This is a genomic window from Mesorhizobium sp. FG116 (assembly GCF_057809835.1).
In genome coordinates, this window is record NZ_JBMDKS010000018.1 from 23,186 (window position 1) to 40,323 (window position 17,138).

Below are 17,138 nucleotides of genomic sequence, written 5' to 3' on the forward strand. Positions count from 1 at the left end.
CAACGCCGATGCGTCTGCGTGCCGAGTCGCCGCGCGTCACGCGCCTGTCGCGCAAAATGCTGGCCGGTGTTGGCGCCGTCGCGCTCCTCGGCATCGGCGGGGCGCTGATCTATGCGCTCCAGACGCGCGATATGAGCGGAAACGGTGAAGAACTCTATTCGACCGAGAACCGCGCCACGGCAGATGGACTGGCAGGTCTGCCGAAGGATTATACCGGGCCGGTCCTGGGGCCGGCATTGCCGGGCGATCTCGGTGGCCCGATCCTGGATGCCCAGAACAGGGGGCAACCCGTTACGCCGCCCAATATGGTAACACCAACCCGTGATCCTGCCGAGGAGCGACGTCTTGCCGAGGAAGAAGCCGCACGTCTTAGCACCGTGTTCTTCCAGTCGGGGCAGAGATCAGCGACGACGCCTGGCTCCAATATGCCGGGCCTTGCTGGCCTTGACCTTGGTGGCCAGCCCGCAACACAGGACCGCCACACGGCATTTCTGAATGGGCCGGTGGAACGGCAGACCGTTGCCATGGATCGGATCATGGCGCCAGCCTCGCCCTACATCCTTCAGGCAGGGGCCGTAATCCCGGCGGCAATGATTACCGGCATCCGCTCGGACCTTCCCGGCCAGATCACCGCGCAGGTCACGGAAAATGTCTATGACAGCCCGACCGGCAGTCTGCTGCTGATCCCGCAGGGAACGCGCATCATCGGTCAGTATGACGCCGGTGTGCAATTCGGTCAGCGCCGCGTGCTGCTGGTCTGGAACCGCCTGATCCTGCCCAACGGCCGCTCCATCGTGCTGGAGCGCCAGCCCGGTGCGGACGCTTCCGGCTATGCCGGGCTGGAAGATGGCGTTGATTACCACTGGTGGGATCTGATGAAAGCGGCGGGGCTGTCCACGCTGCTCGGCATCGGCACGGAACTGGCGACCGACGACGAGGATCGTCTGATCCGCGCCATCCGCGACGGAGCGCAGGATACCATCAATCAGGCCGGGCAACAGATCGTCCAGCGCCAGTTGCAGGTCGCGCCGACCCTGACGATCCGGCCGGGCTACCCGGTCAGGGTCATCGTTACCCGCGATCTCGTACTCGAACCTTATAGGAACTGACCATGACGAAGCTGAAACTCGGCCCCCTCATCGAAGACAAGCCCGTGAAGGTGACGGTGGAACTGCCGGGGCCGCTGCACCGCGATCTTGCCGCCTATGCAGAAGTGCTGGCTCGCGAAACCGGCCAGCCCGCTGCCGATCCTGTCAGGTTGATTGTGCCGATGCTGGAACGGTTCATTGCGACAGATCGGGGCTTTGCCAGCGCCCGAAGGTTTCGCTCATGAGGTGCCGAGCGAGTCATGGCGCGTCGCGGCGATGATTTCCATCAACGTATCGACGGCCTTTCGTGTCGCATCCCATTTGGCGGTCTGATCCATTTCCCGGTTCTGAAGGGTGAGGCTCACCGCGCCGTGTACCGTTGACCAGAACATGAAGCTGTAACGGCTCAGATCCATGCCGGGCAAAAAGCCTTGGTCCTGAGAGCAGCGAAGTCCCGCCAGCAATAGATTTAGTATCTGTCTTCCAGCTTCGCCCGACCATGGATCATCGCTGACTCCGAGCCGTGGCGGCGGTGTGAACATCAGTCGGTACAGCGTGGGGTTTTCGAGGGCAAAGCGGACATAGGCATAGCTGCCATCACGCAAATAGCCGAATGGATTGCCGCGCATCTGCTGGAAGACCGCCAGCTTTTCCCTGTAGAGCTGGTTGAAACCTTCGTCCCGAACGGCGCGCAACAAGGCGCTTTTGTTGCGGAAATGGCCGTAAAGCGCTGGCGCTGTGCAACCGATGGCGTGCGCGACCGCAGTCAGCGGTACGTCGAGGTCGCCACGTTCTGACAGCAGCCGGATCGTTTCGTCGATCGCGCGACGAGCAATATCAAGTTCTTGCTCTTTCCGGGGACGGGCCATTCGGATGGCTGTTGCAACTTGTCGTGAAAACTAAACGACATTTACTTTTTTCGTTGACGGGCCGGAAGTCAAGAAGCAGCATTCGGTAACTGAACGTCGTTTAGTTTGAGGATGTGCGGAGAGCCGATGAACGCACACAGATCGATTTTCGCGTTGATGATGGCGGGGTGCCCGTCAGAAACCGAACGCTGTTTCGGATGATGCACCATGGCTGTGATCGGGAACAATCAGACCTCGCCTGATGATAGCCTCACAAAGGTCGTTGAGGGGAAACCCGGCACATCTGCGGTCCGGCTGAACCAGTTGCGATATTTTGTGGCCGCCGTCGATTATGGGAGTTTTCGCAAGGCTGCTGCCGCGCTTTCTGTGCAGGAATCCTCCATCAGCCGACGAATCCGTGATCTCGAAGATGAACTCGGGGCGTCGCTTTTCATGCGTCATGCTGGCGGGGTGCGGTTGACCGTTGCCGGGCGGGAATTCCTGCGCAACGCTCGCCATGCTCTTCGCCAGATCGACATTGGGGTGACCAAGGTGGCGGCGGTTGGCCGGGCGGAGCAAGGGCTGATCAAGGTCGGGATATTTTCGTCCCTTGCGTCAGGATTTCTGTTCGATCTGTTGCGTGCCTTCGGCACGCGCCACCCGAACGTGCAGGTCGACCTTATTGACGGCAATCCGCCCGAGCACATCGCGGCTGTCCGGAAACTTTGTCTGGACGTCGCATTCATCACGGGAACCGCGGCATGGGATGGCTGTGAGGCGGAGCATTTATGGTGCGAGAAGGTTTTCGTGGTGCTGCCCGATAACCACCCTTTGACGGGCAAACCGGAACTTGGATGGGGCGATTTGGTCTCCGAGCGGTTCATTGTGAGTGACGTTGCGCCGGGTCAGGAGATCCACGACTATTTGGTTGCTCACCTTGCCGGTCTCGGCCGCCACCTCGATATTCAGTCTCAGCAGGTCGGCCGCGACAATATCCTATCGCTGGTCGCTCTCGGTCGCGGCCTCACTCTGACGAGCGAAGCAACGACCGTCGCCCAGTTTCCAGGGATCACCTACCGGGAACTTGCGGATGAGGTGCTGCCGTTCAGCATGGTCTGGTCCGCGCAAAACGACAATCCGGCGTCTCGGCGGTTGTTGAGCCTGGCACGATCGCTGACAGGGCTGGCCCGGCGAAAATAGGGTTTGACGGCACTGTACGATCACGCCGTAGCATTGGCTGCAATCGACATCGACCGTGCCGGTATCGAAGATGTCGTGGCGCTGCCCACGTCCAGGCTGACCGACTTCGATAGCGCTTTTGCCCCGCCGTGTTTGTGCACGGTGACACGGTGCGCATCCCGCCTTCCTCGGGCTTGACAGTTTGAGGCTTGTTAGAATAGAAAATATACGGACATCGCAAGGTGTCCCATATACTTTTTATCCTTTCAAGTGCGGCGGGACGAGCAATGCTGAAATGGGGTGTCGAGAGGCGGTTGGAGTTCATCGAATTCCGCCTGTTCTGGGAGGGGGGTGTCAATCGCTCTGACCTGATCGATACGTTTGGCGTCTCCGTTCCGCAGGCGTCAAAGGACTTGACCCATTATCAGGAGCGTGCGCCGCAGAATGCGGTCTATGACAAAAGCGCTCGCCGTTACGTAGCCGGCCCGGAATTTCAGCCGGTGTTTCTAGACCCGGACCCGGACGCCTATCTCATGCGGCTCCGATCGATGGCGGAAGGTTTCGCCGACGCGGGGGCGAACTGGCTCGCTGCCCCGCCTGACATGGATATCGCTCTGACTTTGCGCCGTAAGGTCGATACCGAAGTTCTGCGTTCAGTTCTGGCGGCGGTGCGGGAGGAAAGGTCGCTGGACCTTCATTACCAATCCATGAACCGCGATCGGCCCGATCCGGCATGGCGGCGGATTACCCCGCATGCCTTCGGCTTTGATGGTCTGCGCTGGCATGTGCGGGCCTGGTGCCATGAGACGGAGCGCTTCAAGGATTTCCTGCTCTCGCGTGTCCTTGGATTCGGCGAGTTCGGCGAGCCAGGTGCTGCTGCGGCACAGGACCGGCTGTGGCAGGAAACCTTCGATATCACCCTTGTGCCGCATCCTAATCTGTCGGTCGGTCAGCAGGCGGTGGTCGCAAAGGATTACAACATGGCGGACGGGCGCGCTGTGCTGACAGTTCGCTACGCCATGCTGTTCTATGTGCTCAAGCGGCTAGGACTCCTTGATGGGGCTAGGCTGCGTGATCCCCGGACCCAGCATATCGTTGCGGCTGACGAAGACGAGGTTGCCGCCGCCCTTGAGCGTGCGCAGCATGAATTCGATGAGGCTGACACAGCAAGCGGGGCGGTACCTAAATGATGGTGGCCGCAGCGAAATATCGGATGTCCTTTGGCGTGGGCGGGCTGATGCTCAATGAGAGCATCGTGATTGCTCAAGCTTATCAACCCGGTGAGAACTGGGCATCTGCTCGTGAGCGTTTGCTGGCCCAGGGCGCGTCATCCTTACCCAAACTGGCCTCGCAAACCCGCGCGCTTCGTGAAGTGTACGACCGGATAGGCCATCTCTCCGATGCCGAACGTCATTACCTGTCGGTAGAGGCTGACCGCGCCGAGCAGCAGGCGATGATGTGGTTGGCGGTCTGCCGGACCTATCGTTTTGTCCACGAATTCGCAGTCGAGGTGATCAGCGAACGCTACCAATCATGGCGGCTCGACCTGGGCCATGAGGTCTTTGACCGCTTTCTCGCGGAGAAGGCTGAAAGCGATCCCGGCCTCGCCGCTCTTTCAGCTTCAACCTGCGCGAAATTGCGTCAGGTCTTGTTTCGGATATTGCGTGAAGTTGGTTTGATAAGCGTCGAGGGTAGAATTCAGCCGATTTGGTTATCGGGGCGCATGAAGCGGCTGATTGAGGAGAGTAATCCGGCGGACTTGCAGGTCTTTCCCGGAAATGGGGGGTAATGGTGGGCACGAAAACTGATCGGCGCGCCCGCGCCGAGCACCTATTCAGGGTAGTTTCCAGCGATCGGTTCTTGCAAAAGCAAGGGCTGGGAAACGAGGTTCCCTTTTTCATCTGCGCTTTTGATGCCGAAGACGGACTGAGCCTGGGCGAGGATCGTGAGGATCTGATCGCCCGGCTGAGCCACGCCGGTGTGCGCGTACTTGATATCGATCTCTATGACCTTTCGATCAGGATCCTCGAAGACCGGGGTATCTTCGAGCAAATCCTTGAGGTTGAAGTCGAAACGGAAAAGGCGGAGCTCAAGGAGCTGTTGCAGGGCGTTCTGGACCCGCAGGCGCACCTCATTCCAGAGATTGCGCGGCGCATCGAAGAAGTCCCGCACGACGTGATCTTCCTGTCAGGCGTAGGTGAGGTTTACCCTTACCTGAGGTCGCACAACGTACTCAACAACCTGCAAAGCACCGCGAAAGATCGCCCGACGGTCATGTTCTTTCCGGGAAAATACACACACGCGCTGGCGACAGGAGCATCGCTGGAATTGTTCGGCTTGCTCCATGACGACAAATACTACCGCGCGTTCAATATCATGAATTACGAGGTCTGACCGATGGCTACTTTTCTGCGTGATATCTTTGCCAAGCCGGTCGACCGTTCGATCGATGGGGTGATCAAGGCTGACGACAAGGCCAGCCTCCTGACCGAGCTTGATGAATATGTCATCACCAACGAGATCGGCGCCCGACTGGAGCAATTCCTCGACGCCTACAACAATTACGATACCGCGAACGGCGTGTGGATTTCGGGCTTCTTCGGATCAGGTAAGTCTCACCTGCTGAAGATGCTCGCTCTTCTGCTGGAGAACGACGAGGTCGAGGGGCAGCACGCCATCGAGATATTTGAGCGCAAGCTCGCGGGCAACCCGATGCTGGCGGGGGCCTTGCGCAAGGCAGTGTCGATCCCGTCCCGGTCGGTCTTGTTCAATATAGACCAGAAGGCGGATGTGATCTCGAAGACGGATGTCGATGCACTTCTGGCCGTCTTCCAGAAGGTCTTTGACGAGATGTGCGGCTATTATGGCAAGCTCCCGCATATCGCGCAGTTCGAGCGTGATCTCGACAGCCGCGGCAAGCTCGATGCCTTCAAAGCGGCCTTTGCGCAGTCTTCCGGAAAGCCTTGGGAGCGCGGGCGCGAACAGGCTCTGATGGAAGGCAAGCACATTGCCACCGCCTTTGCCGAGGTCACGGGCGATGAGGTCAAGGATATTCTTGGTCAGTATCGCAAGGATACGAAGGTCTCGATCGAAGATTTTGCCAATATGGTGAAGTCATGGATCGATGCGCAGGGACCGAAGTTCCGGCTGAATTTCTTCGTCGATGAGGTGGGGCAGTATATCGCTGACAACGTCAAGCTCATGACGAACCTGCAAACCATTGCCGAAAGCCTGAACACTAAGTGCAAGGGGCAGGCCTGGATTGTTGTCACTGCCCAGCAGGACATGGGTTCGGTTATCGGGGATCTGACCGCGCAGCAAGAAAATGACTTTTCGAAAATTCAGGCACGCTTCGCCAACCGGATGCCTCTGAATTCCCAGGATGTGGCCGAAGTCATCCAGCGCCGCCTTCTGGCTAAGACCGAGGCTGGTCAGATCACCCTTGGCAATCTTTACGATGCTGAGGAGAACAACCTGCGCACCCTGTTCGATTTTGGAGATAATTCCTTCAAGTTCAGGAACTTCTCCGGAAAAGACCAGTTCGTCGCGAGCTACCCGTTCCCGAACTACCAGTATGACCTGTTCCAGCGCGCGATCATGGGCCTCTCGCAGCATAACGCGTTTGAGGGCAAGCACAGCTCGGTCGGCGAGCGCTCTATGCTGGGGGTGTTTCAGGAGGTGGCCAAAAAGCTGGCCGACACGCCGGTTGGGGGGCTGGCGACCTTTGACCTGATGTTTGAGGGGATCCGTACCGCCCTGAAATCATCGGTTCAGCAGTCAATTCAACTGGCTGAAAAGAACCTTGGCGATGATTTTGCCGTGCGGGTGCTGAAGGTGTTGTTCCTTGTCAAATACGTCAAGGAATTCAAACCGACTGCCCGCAACATATCGATCCTCCTGTTGTCCCGGTTCGAGGCGGACCAGACCGAGCAGCGCCGCAATATCGAGGAGGCTTTGTCGCTTCTGGAGCGTCAGACGCTGATCCAGCGCAACGGCGAGGTCTATGAATTCCTCACCAATGAAGAAAAGGACGTCGAGGCCGAGATCAAGGCGATTGCCGTCGATCCCGCCGAGATAGAACGGCAGCTCGATGAACTGGCGTTTGGAGCGATCCTCCGTCACAGCAAGATCAAGCATGCTGGCACGGGTGTGGACTATGCTTTTACCCGCAAGCTCGACGGGCACAGCCTGAACCGGGAGCATGAGCTGTCGGTGAACATCATCTCACCCTTCAGCGACGATTCCGACGCGCCGGATGTGGTTCGCTCGAACAGCATGGCAAGCGATGAGATGGTTGTCCTGCTGGGACGTGATGTGCGCTTCACGCGCGATCTCGTCCTCTGGCTCCAGACCGTGAAATTTGCGCGTCAGGTCACCAGCGGGGAAGCCCAACCCGGTCGTGATCGTATCATTGCGGAAAAGCGTGACCAGAATACACGGCGTGAAAAGGAACTGGTGCAGCGGCTGCGCGGCCTGATCGCGGATGCTCGCCTTTTCGTGCGCGGTGCCGAGCTGGAGATCGGCGGCGAAGATCCGCAGGATCGGCTGGTCAAAGGTTTCCAGGTCCTGGTCGACAAGGTCTATACCAGCCTGCCTGTCCTGCGCGGTGCCACTTACACCGAAGCAGATCTTGGGCGAGCCGGACGCGTCGATGGCGGGCTTTTCGGAGGCGAAGGCAGCGGTCTGACTGAAGCCGAGCAGGACGTGCTGAATCATGCTCAGGCTCAGATGCGCCTTGGGACGCGGGTCTCGGTCAAGGCTTTGGTCGAGAAGTTCGGAGCAAAACCTTATGGCTGGCCCGCCATCGCGGTTCTCTGCCTGACCGCGAGCCTTGTTGCGCGCGGCAAGCTCGAAGCTCGGGCCGACAGCGCTCTCCTGGAGGGCGATGCGCTGATACAGGGGCTGCGCAACAGCCATGCCCTTGGCAACATTCTGCTTTCCCCGCAGATCGAGTTCACTGCCGCCCAGATCCGCAAATCGCGCGAACTGTTTCAGGAGCTGTTCGATCTTCCCGCCTCGGGGAATGACGCGCGCAGTCTGGGTGCGGAGTGGCAGACGCAACTGCGCAAGCTGCTTGGTGATGTCGAGCAGGAGAGCCGTGCCATTGCAGCCTATCCTTTTGCCGCCGCCCTCGATCCCCTGCGCACCTTGTTGGATGGGATGCGCGATCAGTCTTCCACCTGGTTCATCACCGGCCCGATCGGACAGGAAGATCAGCTGCTTGATGCAAAAGAGGATGTCTTCGACAAAGTCCGCAGCTTCATGCGCGGGCCGCAAAAAGGAATCTACGATGAAGTGCGTGCTTTTCTGAGCAGGCAGGAACAGAACCTTGGCTATGCCGAAGGTGTCGCCGCCGAAAAACTGCGTCAGGTTCTCGAGGATCCGCAGTGCTACAAGGGCACCGCAATTCAGGAACTGAAGGCGGATTTCTACGCCCTTAAGGAGCGTATCGAGCAAACCGTTCTGGCTGAGCGCAACGCTGTCATCACGGCGATTGACGAGGTTGCCGGAAAAGTCGCCCAGACTTCGGAGTTTGGCGCACTGCCGCCCGAGCAGCAGGTACGCATTCGCGAAGAGCTTACTGCGCGGAAATCGGGCCTTGCCGCACAGAGCCTAATCCCGGCCTTGCGCAATCTGGCGACCGAGGTGTGCTCCAATCTTCTGGCTGACACGCTGACCCGCATTGCGGAACTCACGCCAGCACCAGCGCAAACACCGGCACCGCAGCCCCAGCCTGCTGGCGGCGTGGCCGAGCCTCAGCCAGCGCCATATGTGCCGCCGGCACCGGTGAAACCCCAATATGTCAAAGCCCAGTCGATCACCGTTTCCTTCACGAAAACCTATCTCGAAGATGAGGACGATGTGACCCGCTACCTCGACGCGATGAAGAAGACCCTGCTGGCCGAGATCGGCGCGGGCAAGAAAGTGATTGTCTGATGGATACCAACGCCCTGAAGAAATTTGCGCAAAGTGCGCGCAACCTGCTGATCGATCAGGTCACCGCCCGGCTGGACATGGTGCTGGCCGAAGGCGCAGCGGCGCGCCGCGAACATCCCAAAGCAGTTGCGAAGCTGGAGGCCGCCGCCAACAACAACCGCGCCCAGGTGATCGAACAGGCCGCCTATACATGGTTCAACCGCTTCACCGCACTGCGCTTTATGGATGTCACGGGCCTGACCAACCCGCGCGTGGTATCGCCTGCGGATGGCGCCACCCGGCCAGAAATTCTGGCCGAGGCGATGGCGGGCAACCTGCCCGATCGTGCCCGGCCCGAGATCGCCGAATATCTGAACGGCACCCGTCCCGCCCATGACGGGCAGGCCGAAGCCTATCGGTTGCTGCTGATCCATGCCTGCAACGAATGGCATGGCGCCATGCCCTATATGTTCGAGCGCGCCGATATGCTCAACCGGGCCGAGGATTATACCGAGCTGCTGATACCCGACGATCTTCTGTCGCCGGACAGCATCCTTGCCCGCCTGCGCGACGTGATGACGGAAGAGGCCTGCCAGGATGTTGAGATCATCGGCTGGCTGTACCAGTTCTATATCAGCGAGAAGAAGGATCAGGTCTTTGCAGGCCTGAAGAAGAACCAGAAGATCACTGCGGAGAATATCCCCGCCGCAACACAGCTGTTCACCCCGCACTGGATTGTCCGCTACCTGGTGGAAAACTCGCTGGGGCGGCTGTGGCTGCTGAACCGTCCGCAATCGAAGCTGGCGGCGAAGATGGACTATTACATCGCGCCGGAAGAGCCGGAGACGGATTTTCTGCGGATTACCCGGCCCGAGGATATCCGCATCTGCGACCCGGCCTGTGGCTCGGGCCATATGCTGACCTATGCGTTTGACCTGCTCTACGAAATCTATGCGGAGGAAGGCCATGACTCGGCCGATATTCCCGGCCTGATCCTGAAGCACAACCTGACCGGTATCGAGATTGACGACCGCGCCGGGGCGTTGGCGGCCTTCGCGTTGTCGATGAAGGCGGCGGCAAAGCTGGGTCGGCGACGATTCCTGCGGATGGAGGCGAAGCCCGACATCGTCGTGCTGCAGGATGTGCACTTCACGCCCGCCGAGATGCAGGATGTGGCCGCCGTGGTGGGCAAGGATCTGTTCACCGATGAACTGCGCGAGACGCTGGGGCAGTTCGAGCAGGCCAAGAACTTCGGCTCGTTGATCATGCCGAAGCTACGCGATCCGGCCGAGACGCTGCGGGTCGTCGAAGCGCGGGATTTCGGTTCCGACCTGCTGCTGAAGGAGGTGCAAAAGCGCGTCATCGCATTGCTGCACATGGCTGAGGCGCTGTCGCCGAAATATCATGTCGTAGTGGCCAACCCGCCTTATGCTGGCGCTAAAGGGCTAAACGAAGAGCTTTCTAGTTATATCACAAGGGTCTTTCCAGAGGGTAAGAACGACTTGATGACTTCGTTCATCATCCGCGCAACCCTGCTGTCAAATCGGCCAACGCTAATGGCCTTCGTTACTCTGGATAGCTGGATGTTTATCTCATCCTTCGAGGAGTTTAGGGACTGGATGTCCCAAACGGCATCTGTGATTGGAATGTTGCACGTGGGCTGGAACTGCTTTCCAGAAGGGCATGTCTATAACCGGGGTACAGGCTTCATTCTAAAAACCGGGGTCACCGGAGCGTCAGGTTGTTACATCGACCTCAGCGATGTACCTGCGACTGTAGATAAGCAGAGCTTTTTCTTCGGAGAATGGGAACGGCCAGCAAATCGTTTTCGAGCATCTCTAAACGATTTCTCGGATGTACCCGGAAAGCCGCTCGCATATGCTTTGAGCGACGGGATCATTAGCGCCTATCATCGACAAGAGTATATTTCGACATTTCTGTTCAGCGACGGCTTAACAAAAACCGGAGACAATGAGCGTTTTCTACGTTTTCACTGGGAAATTTCGAAAAATAAGCGCGACGACAATAATTGCTTCCGAACATGCATAAAGGGCGGCGAAAGCAGAAAGCATTTTGGAAACACGGATGTGTCAGTTGATTGGCATCCGGCCTCGCGCGACCATTACCGGAAGGATCATGTCGCCAGAATATCTCCGGAATATCTTTGGGATAGAGATGGAATTACCTGGACAAAAGTTAGTTCGAAGGGGCCAACTTTCCGATGGTTCCAGTCTGGAATGATCGCCGAAACGGGTGGTCCTTCAGTATTTCTTCGCGACGGAGTTAAGGATACATTTAAGTTTGGAGCAATTGGATTTCTAAATTCGAAAGTCAGTATGGAGATTTTGGAGCGATTGAGTCCAACAATCAACGTACAAACGAACGATGTATTGAACCTTCCAGTTGTCGCAGAAGCTTTGTCATCGGCTCACTCGACGACAGAACAGATCATTACGCTGTCTGAAGCCGATTGGGCACACAACGAGCGAGCACGAGAGTTTCAAGTCGTTCCGCTGCTCTCGTCCGACCATCGCGGTGAGACGCTGGCGGTTACCTACGCTAACCTCCGCGTCCATTGGCGGGGAATGACGGGTGAAATGCAGCGGCTTGAAGAAGAGAACAACCGCATCTTCATCGACGCCTATGGCCTACAAGACGAACTCACCCCCGAGGTGCCAATTGAGGAAATCACGCTCACCTGCAACCCTGCCTATCGCTATGGTGTGAAGGGGACGGAAGAAGAGCGCGAGGCGCGGCTGTTGCAGGATACGATGGCCGAATTTCTCCACTATGCCGTGGGCTGCATGTTCGGGCGCTACAGCCTCGACGCGCCCGGCCTAATCCTTGCCAATCAGGGTGAAGGGATTGAGGAATATTTGGCGCGCGTGTCGGAGCCGACGTTTGCCCCCGACCGTGACAACGTCATCCCGGTGCTGGATGTTGACTGGTTCGCCGATGACATCGTCACCCGCGCCCGCGATTTCCTGCGCGTGACCTTTGGTGAGACGAAGTTCCGCGAAAACCTCGCCTTCATCGAAGCCGCCCTCGGCAAGAATCTGCGTAAGTGGTTCACCAAGGATTTCTTCGACTATCATCTGCGTCGCTACAAGAAGCGCCCGATCTACTGGATGTTCTCCAGCCCCAAGGGCAGCTTCAATGCGCTGATCTATATGCACCGCTACCGGCCTGACACGGTTTCGGTCGTGCTGAACCAATATGTGCGCGAATTCATCCATAAGCTGGAGGTGGAGCGCGCCCGGCTGGAAAAGCTGGCCGTCGATCCTGCCGCCACGCCCGCCCAGCAGACCAAGGCGCAGAAGGAAACAGCCACGGTCATCAAGCAAATCGCTGAGCTGACCGAATGGGAACGCGATGTCGTCTATCCGATGGCGCAGAAGAAGATCGCCATCGATCTGGATGACGGCGTGAAGCGAAACTATCCGCTGTTCGCCGGTGCGCTGAAGCCGATCAAGGGGCTGGAGGTTGCGGATGACTGACCGCATCACCGCCGGCCTGATGCGCCTCTATGAGGATCAGGGGCACCGCATAGTCTTCTGGTATGACGCCGCCCGCGATCTGCGCGCCACGTTCGACGCGGTTGACCTGCCCAGCGTCACCAAACTGGAGATTGCCAACAACGAGTTCGGCCTGAAATACCGCATACTGCGGCAGGAGCCGAAGGCACGGTTCCTGCTATATAAAGACGGCCCCGAGCCGCCGATGCCCGAGAACTGGCTGCTGGATGTGCAACTGGCCAGCGCCGTGTTCCGCGCCGATCAGGCGGCGATCTGGGTGGCGGATCTCGGCATCCCCGCAAAATACGAAGCCGCCGTCCGTGATCACGCCGAATTTTACCGTTCCGGCAAGCGGCTGGAAGCGCTGCGCGCGATCGAGCGCGAGCGGCCCTCGCAAAGCGCCAGCGATGTCCGCCGCAAGATGCTGGCAGTCTGCGCTGGTGCGGATGGCGATCTCGATACGGTGATTGAGGCGTTGCTGGCCGAGCTGGCTGAAGGCCGTGATGAGGCGCTGAAGCTGGTGGATCGGGTCGGGCTGGCGGAGTTCTTCTGGAAGGAAGTTTCTGCGCGTTATGGCTATGAGGCGGATGCGCCGGATTTTCAGGATTTCGCCATCACGCTGTTTTGCAGCGCCTGGGCGCGGGCGATGGGAGAAGCTGCCCCCCTGAACACCCATGCCGCGCTGATGTTCCGCCGATGGAGCGCATCGCGCCGGTGGGGTGAAGCGTTCGAGAAACTGTCGGGCGATTATCAGGACGTGCTGAAGATCAGGGACAATCTGACTTCACGCGATTTCCGCACCCTCATCCCGCATGATCATTTCGAGGAAGTGGATCGGCGGATCGTCGTCGCCATCGTTGAGGGCCTGGCCCGGCAGAGCCTGTCCGCGACAGATGTGCTGAAATGGGTGCGCGATCGCCGCCAGAGCCATTGGTATAGCCGCTACGCCGATGTCTATCAGGCCATTGGCTATGCGACCGAGTTTCAGCAGGCGCTGGCCGAGGCTGATCTGACGATGACCAGCCTGTCCGATGGTGTGAAGCGCTATTCCGCAAGCTGGTTCCGACTCGACCAGCTTTATCGCAAGTTCATCTATCACATGCAGAAAAGCGGTCAGTCGGGGCTGCTGTCCGCGCTCTATGAGGCGGTTGAGAACCGCTACACCACGAATTTCGTGCTCAAGCTGAACGATGCCTGGCAGGATCAGGTGGCCCGCCTTACGGACTGGGCTGTCCCGGGCTTTCCGCGTCAGGTGGATTTCTACCGGGAACAGGCCGCTGAATACCGGCGCAAGGATCAAAAGGTCGTTGTCATCATCTCGGATGCGCTGCGCTATGAGGTGGCCGAAGAGGCACTGCGCGAAATCCGCAAGCTCAACCGGTTCGATGCCGAGTTGAAACCGATGATCGGGATTTTGCCAAGCTATACCCAGCTTGGCATGGCGGCGCTGTTGCCGCACCGACAACTGGCGATCCGCGACGACAATGATTTGGTACTGCTGGACGGTGAAAGCACCATGGGGGCCGCCGCTCGTGAAAAGGTGCTTGCTGCGGGCCGGGCTGGAGACCGGGTAAAGGTTCTCGCGGCGAAGGATTTCATGAATCTGGGATCATGGGAGGGCAAAGACCTCTTCCGGGATCATGATGTCCTCTATCTGTATCATAACCAGATTGACGCGATTGGCGACAAGCTAGCCACCGAGGAAAATGTCCCCGCTGCGGCAGAGGATGCCATCGAGGATCTGGTGAAGCTGGTGCGTAAGCTGACCTCGGCCAACTTCTCGAACATCCTGATCACCGCCGATCACGGCTTCCTGTGGCAGCACAAGGCTCTGGAAGAGAGCGGCTTCGCGCTGAGCGAGCCGGAAGGCGAGATCGTTACACGAAACCGGCGCTTCGTGATCGGCCGAGGCCTCAACAGCAGCGGCGGGATGAAGAAGTTCTCGGCCGCGCAGCTTGGGCTGGAAGGTGAGCAGGACATTCTGATCCCGAACTCGATCAATCGCCTGCGGGTCAAAGGATCAGGCAGCCGCTTTGTCCATGGTGGGGCGAGCCTGCAGGAGATTGTCCTGCCTGTCCTGCGTGTCGGCAAGCAGCGTAAAGAGGATGTCGGACAAGTTTCGTTGCAGATCATTCCGCCACCCCGTGCTCAGATCACCACGGGCCAGATCCAAGTCACCTTCTATCAGGCGGAGCCAGTGACCGACAAGCAGCAGCCCCGGCAGGTGCATGCAGCCATCTTTGCCGACGATGGAACACTCATCTCTGACGAAGCCGAGCTGGAGTTCGATTTCGCGTCCGAGAACCCGCGCGAGCGTGAGCTGTCGCGGAGCTTCCTGCTGTCCAGGGCGGCAGACGCCTATAACAATCAGACAGTCTTCCTGAAGCTGCGAACGCGCATCGGCAAGACCAGCCATTTCGAAGATCACGCTTCGCAGCCGCTGCTGCTGAAACGCGGGATCAGTACAGATTTCGATTTCTGAGGTGCCGATGTCGACCCTTGATGACAAGATCAATGAGCATTTTGCCGGTTTCGTGGTCCGTAAGGACCTGGTGAAGGCCGTGAAGGGGAACGCCATTGTCCCCACTTATGTGCTCGAATACCTTCTCGGCCAGTATTGCGCGACCGATGACGAAGCCTCGATTGCGACAGGCATTGAAACGGTCAAGGACATCCTGCGCAAGCACTACGTCCATCGTTCCGAAGCGGGGTTGGTACAATCAACGATCAAGGAGCGTGGCCGCTACAAGGTCATCGATCAGGTTAGCGTGGCGCTGAATGAAAAGACCGATGCCTATGAGGCGGTCTTTGAAAACCTCGGTATCAAGCGGGTTGCCATCGACAGCGCCACGGTAAAGGCGCACCCGAAACTGCTGGTTACGGGTATTTGGTGCATCGCCGATGTGCAGTACGAATTTTCGGAAGACAGCCGGATCTCCCCCTGGATCATCGACACGTTGAAACCGATCCAGATCGCCCGTGTGGACTATGACGGCTATCGCGAGACGCGGGACAAGTTCACCACCGAGGAATGGATCGATCTGCTGATGCAGAGCATCGGCTTTGATCCGTCACTGTTCGGGCGCAGGTCAAAGCTTTTGCAACTGTTGCGCCTGGTGCCATTTGTTGAGCGTAACTACAACCTCATCGAGCTTGGTCCCAAGGGGACGGGAAAATCTCATATCTATTCCGAGTTTTCACCACATGGTCAGCTGATCTCGGGCGGTGAAATCACGGTTCCCAAGCTTTTCGTGAACAATTCCAATGGCCGGATCGGATTGGTCGGCTTTTGGGATGTCGTGGCCTTTGACGAATTTGCCGGCCGCGAGAAGACGGCCAACAAGGCGCTTGTCGATATCATGAAGAACTACATGGCGAACAAGCAGTTTTCTCGTGGTGTAAATCCGATGGGCGCCGAGGCCAGCTTCGCCTTTGTCGGCAACACGGACCATAACGTGCCTTGGATGCTGAAAAATACCGACCTCTTCGAAGCTTTGCCGCCGCAGTTCCACGACAGCGCCTTTATCGATCGATTGCACGCCTATCTGCCTGGATGGGAGGTCGACATCATCCGGGGTGAGATGTTCACATCTGGCTATGGGTTCATTGTCGACTATCTCGCCGAAATCCTGCGCCATCTGCGTGCTGAGGATTTCTCACACCGGCCAGATCGCTATTTCACTATTCCGGTTCAGACCCATATCCGGGACCGTGCGGCGATCAACAAGACCATGTCAGGTCTGCTGAAGCTGATCTTCCCGAATGGAGGCGAGACAGAAGCCGAAGTTGAAGAACTGCTGCGCTTTGCGATTGAATGCCGAAAGCGGGTGAAGGATCAGCTCCTGCGGATCGACAGCACCTTTGAGGCAGCAGATTTCCATTACATCGCATCGGATGGCGCAAAGCGCGCCGTCGCCACGCTGGAGGAAGAGGAGTTCCCCCAGTTCTACCACCGTCGATCAACCGACGATGGTAGTGAAGGTATGAATCAACAAGAGATTGGGTTGGTACCGGCAGAGCCGGTCTCAACGGTGGCTGCTTCCGCAGCACCTGCCGTTGCCGCTGCCCCGCACTCACCCCCAACTCCCGGACATGTCGTTTTCACAGAAAACCGCAAGGGCATCAGTTTCGACAAGATCTTTGGTCCTTGGACGGATGGTGCGACGCGGATTATCATCACAGACCCCTATATCCGGAAGTTCCATCAGGCGCGCAACGTGATGGAACTGATCGAGATGCTAATCCGGCGCAAACAGCCTGAAGATCAGATCGCTGTGCATCTTGTCACGGCTCCGGACGATGGGAACATCCAGGAGCAGCGAGAGTGCCTGGATGGGATTGCTGAAGCCTGCACAGGCACGGGTGTCGATTTCACATGGGCCTTTGATGGGAGCGGCACTCTCCATGCACGCGACATCACGACGGATACCGGCTGGAAGATGGTTCTGGATCGCGGATTGGATATTTTCCAGCCAACGCCTCGCAAGATGAACGGTTTCTCGCTGGGAGAACGGATGCAGGAGCACCGGATGGTCCGTGGTTTCTACGTGACTTATGTCGAGAACCTTTAGCTTCGTCGACCGTGTTGACGG

Annotated in this window: 11 protein-coding genes; 10 read left to right on the forward strand and 1 reads right to left on the reverse strand. The window is 58.2% G+C overall.

The window, feature by feature from the left end; translation table 11 throughout:
- Nucleotides 1-8: 8 nt before the first annotated feature.
- The gene (locus ACODTY_RS14945; protein ID WP_473198093.1) at nucleotides 9-1,109 is read left to right on the forward strand and encodes a TraB/TrbI/VirB10 family type IV secretion system protein; all 1,101 of its coding nucleotides are present in this window, start codon (nucleotides 9-11) and stop codon (nucleotides 1,107-1,109) included.
- 2 nt (nucleotides 1,110-1,111) lie between these two features.
- Nucleotides 1,112-1,333 (forward strand): DUF2274 domain-containing protein, encoded by a 222-nt coding sequence (locus ACODTY_RS14950; RefSeq protein ID WP_113944565.1) that lies wholly within the window; start codon nucleotides 1,112-1,114, stop codon nucleotides 1,331-1,333.
- Here ACODTY_RS14950 and ACODTY_RS14955 read toward each other — a convergent pair.
- Complete coding sequence (locus ACODTY_RS14955) at nucleotides 1,328-1,957, reverse strand: TetR/AcrR family transcriptional regulator (protein WP_113944566.1); 630 nt, start codon at nucleotides 1,955-1,957, stop codon at nucleotides 1,328-1,330. The two genes, ACODTY_RS14950 and ACODTY_RS14955, sit on opposite strands and share 6 nt — an antisense overlap.
- A gap of 207 nt (nucleotides 1,958-2,164) precedes the next feature.
- On the opposite strand from ACODTY_RS14955, the gene ACODTY_RS14960 reads away from it, so the two are divergent.
- The 8 genes from ACODTY_RS14960 (at nucleotide 2,165) to brxL (ending at nucleotide 17,117) form a co-directional block, all read left to right on the forward strand.
- Entirely contained in the window at nucleotides 2,165-3,136 is a 972-nt protein-coding gene (locus ACODTY_RS14960; RefSeq protein WP_075657532.1) for a LysR family transcriptional regulator, read from the forward strand.
- Between the two features lie 266 nt (nucleotides 3,137-3,402).
- Nucleotides 3,403-4,305, forward strand: coding sequence for a BrxR family helix-turn-helix transcriptional regulator (locus tag ACODTY_RS14965; RefSeq protein WP_309588343.1), 903 nt, complete (start codon nucleotides 3,403-3,405; stop codon nucleotides 4,303-4,305).
- On the forward strand, nucleotides 4,302-4,904 hold the full coding sequence (locus ACODTY_RS14970) for a DUF1819 family protein (RefSeq protein ID WP_069709526.1): 603 nt from the start codon (nucleotides 4,302-4,304) through the stop codon (nucleotides 4,902-4,904). The genes ACODTY_RS14965 and ACODTY_RS14970 overlap by 4 nt, the downstream gene beginning before the upstream one ends.
- Nucleotides 4,904-5,509, forward strand: a complete 606-nt coding sequence (locus ACODTY_RS14975; protein WP_066700610.1) for a DUF1788 domain-containing protein — start codon at nucleotides 4,904-4,906, stop codon at nucleotides 5,507-5,509. The genes ACODTY_RS14970 and ACODTY_RS14975 overlap by 1 nt, the downstream gene beginning before the upstream one ends.
- A 3-nt stretch (nucleotides 5,510-5,512) precedes the next feature.
- Nucleotides 5,513-9,052 (forward strand): BREX system P-loop protein BrxC, encoded by a 3,540-nt coding sequence (brxC, locus tag ACODTY_RS14980; RefSeq protein WP_309588346.1) that lies wholly within the window; start codon nucleotides 5,513-5,515, stop codon nucleotides 9,050-9,052.
- Nucleotides 9,052-12,528 (forward strand): BREX-1 system adenine-specific DNA-methyltransferase PglX, encoded by a 3,477-nt coding sequence (pglX, locus tag ACODTY_RS14985; protein ID WP_309588348.1) that lies wholly within the window; start codon nucleotides 9,052-9,054, stop codon nucleotides 12,526-12,528. The genes brxC and pglX overlap by 1 nt, the downstream gene beginning before the upstream one ends.
- A complete protein-coding gene (gene pglZ / locus ACODTY_RS14990; RefSeq protein ID WP_309588350.1) occupies nucleotides 12,521-15,028 on the forward strand; it encodes a BREX-1 system phosphatase PglZ type A in 2,508 nt (835 codons plus the stop codon). The genes pglX and pglZ overlap by 8 nt, the downstream gene beginning before the upstream one ends.
- Nucleotides 15,029-15,035: 7 nt before the next feature.
- Nucleotides 15,036-17,117: a BREX system Lon protease-like protein BrxL gene (brxL, locus tag ACODTY_RS14995; RefSeq protein ID WP_309588352.1), complete on the forward strand. Its 2,082-nt coding sequence runs from the start codon at nucleotides 15,036-15,038 to the stop codon at nucleotides 17,115-17,117.
- Nucleotides 17,118-17,138: the final 21 nt, after the last annotated feature.

Bases quoted from the DNA above. Each gene is read 5' to 3' on its own strand.
- ACODTY_RS14945 (WP_473198093.1), top strand. From the start codon at position 9: ATGCGTCTGCGTGCCGAGTCGCCGCGCGTCACGCGCCTGTCGCGCAAA.
- ACODTY_RS14970 (WP_069709526.1), top strand. From the start codon at position 4,302: ATGATGGTGGCCGCAGCGAAATATCGGATGTCCTTTGGCGTGGGCGGG.
- brxC (WP_309588346.1), top strand. From the start codon at position 5,513: ATGGCTACTTTTCTGCGTGATATCTTTGCCAAGCCGGTCGACCGTTCG.
- ACODTY_RS14950 (WP_113944565.1), top strand. From the start codon at position 1,112: ATGACGAAGCTGAAACTCGGCCCCCTCATCGAAGACAAGCCCGTGAAG.
- ACODTY_RS14955 (WP_113944566.1), bottom strand. From the start codon at position 1,957: ATGGCCCGTCCCCGGAAAGAGCAAGAACTTGATATTGCTCGTCGCGCG.
- ACODTY_RS14965 (WP_309588343.1), top strand. From the start codon at position 3,403: ATGCTGAAATGGGGTGTCGAGAGGCGGTTGGAGTTCATCGAATTCCGC.
- ACODTY_RS14960 (WP_075657532.1), top strand. From the start codon at position 2,165: ATGGCTGTGATCGGGAACAATCAGACCTCGCCTGATGATAGCCTCACA.
- ACODTY_RS14975 (WP_066700610.1), top strand. From the start codon at position 4,904: ATGGTGGGCACGAAAACTGATCGGCGCGCCCGCGCCGAGCACCTATTC.
- pglZ (WP_309588350.1), top strand. From the start codon at position 12,521: ATGACTGACCGCATCACCGCCGGCCTGATGCGCCTCTATGAGGATCAG.
- pglX (WP_309588348.1), top strand. From the start codon at position 9,052: ATGGATACCAACGCCCTGAAGAAATTTGCGCAAAGTGCGCGCAACCTG.
- brxL (WP_309588352.1), top strand. From the start codon at position 15,036: ATGTCGACCCTTGATGACAAGATCAATGAGCATTTTGCCGGTTTCGTG.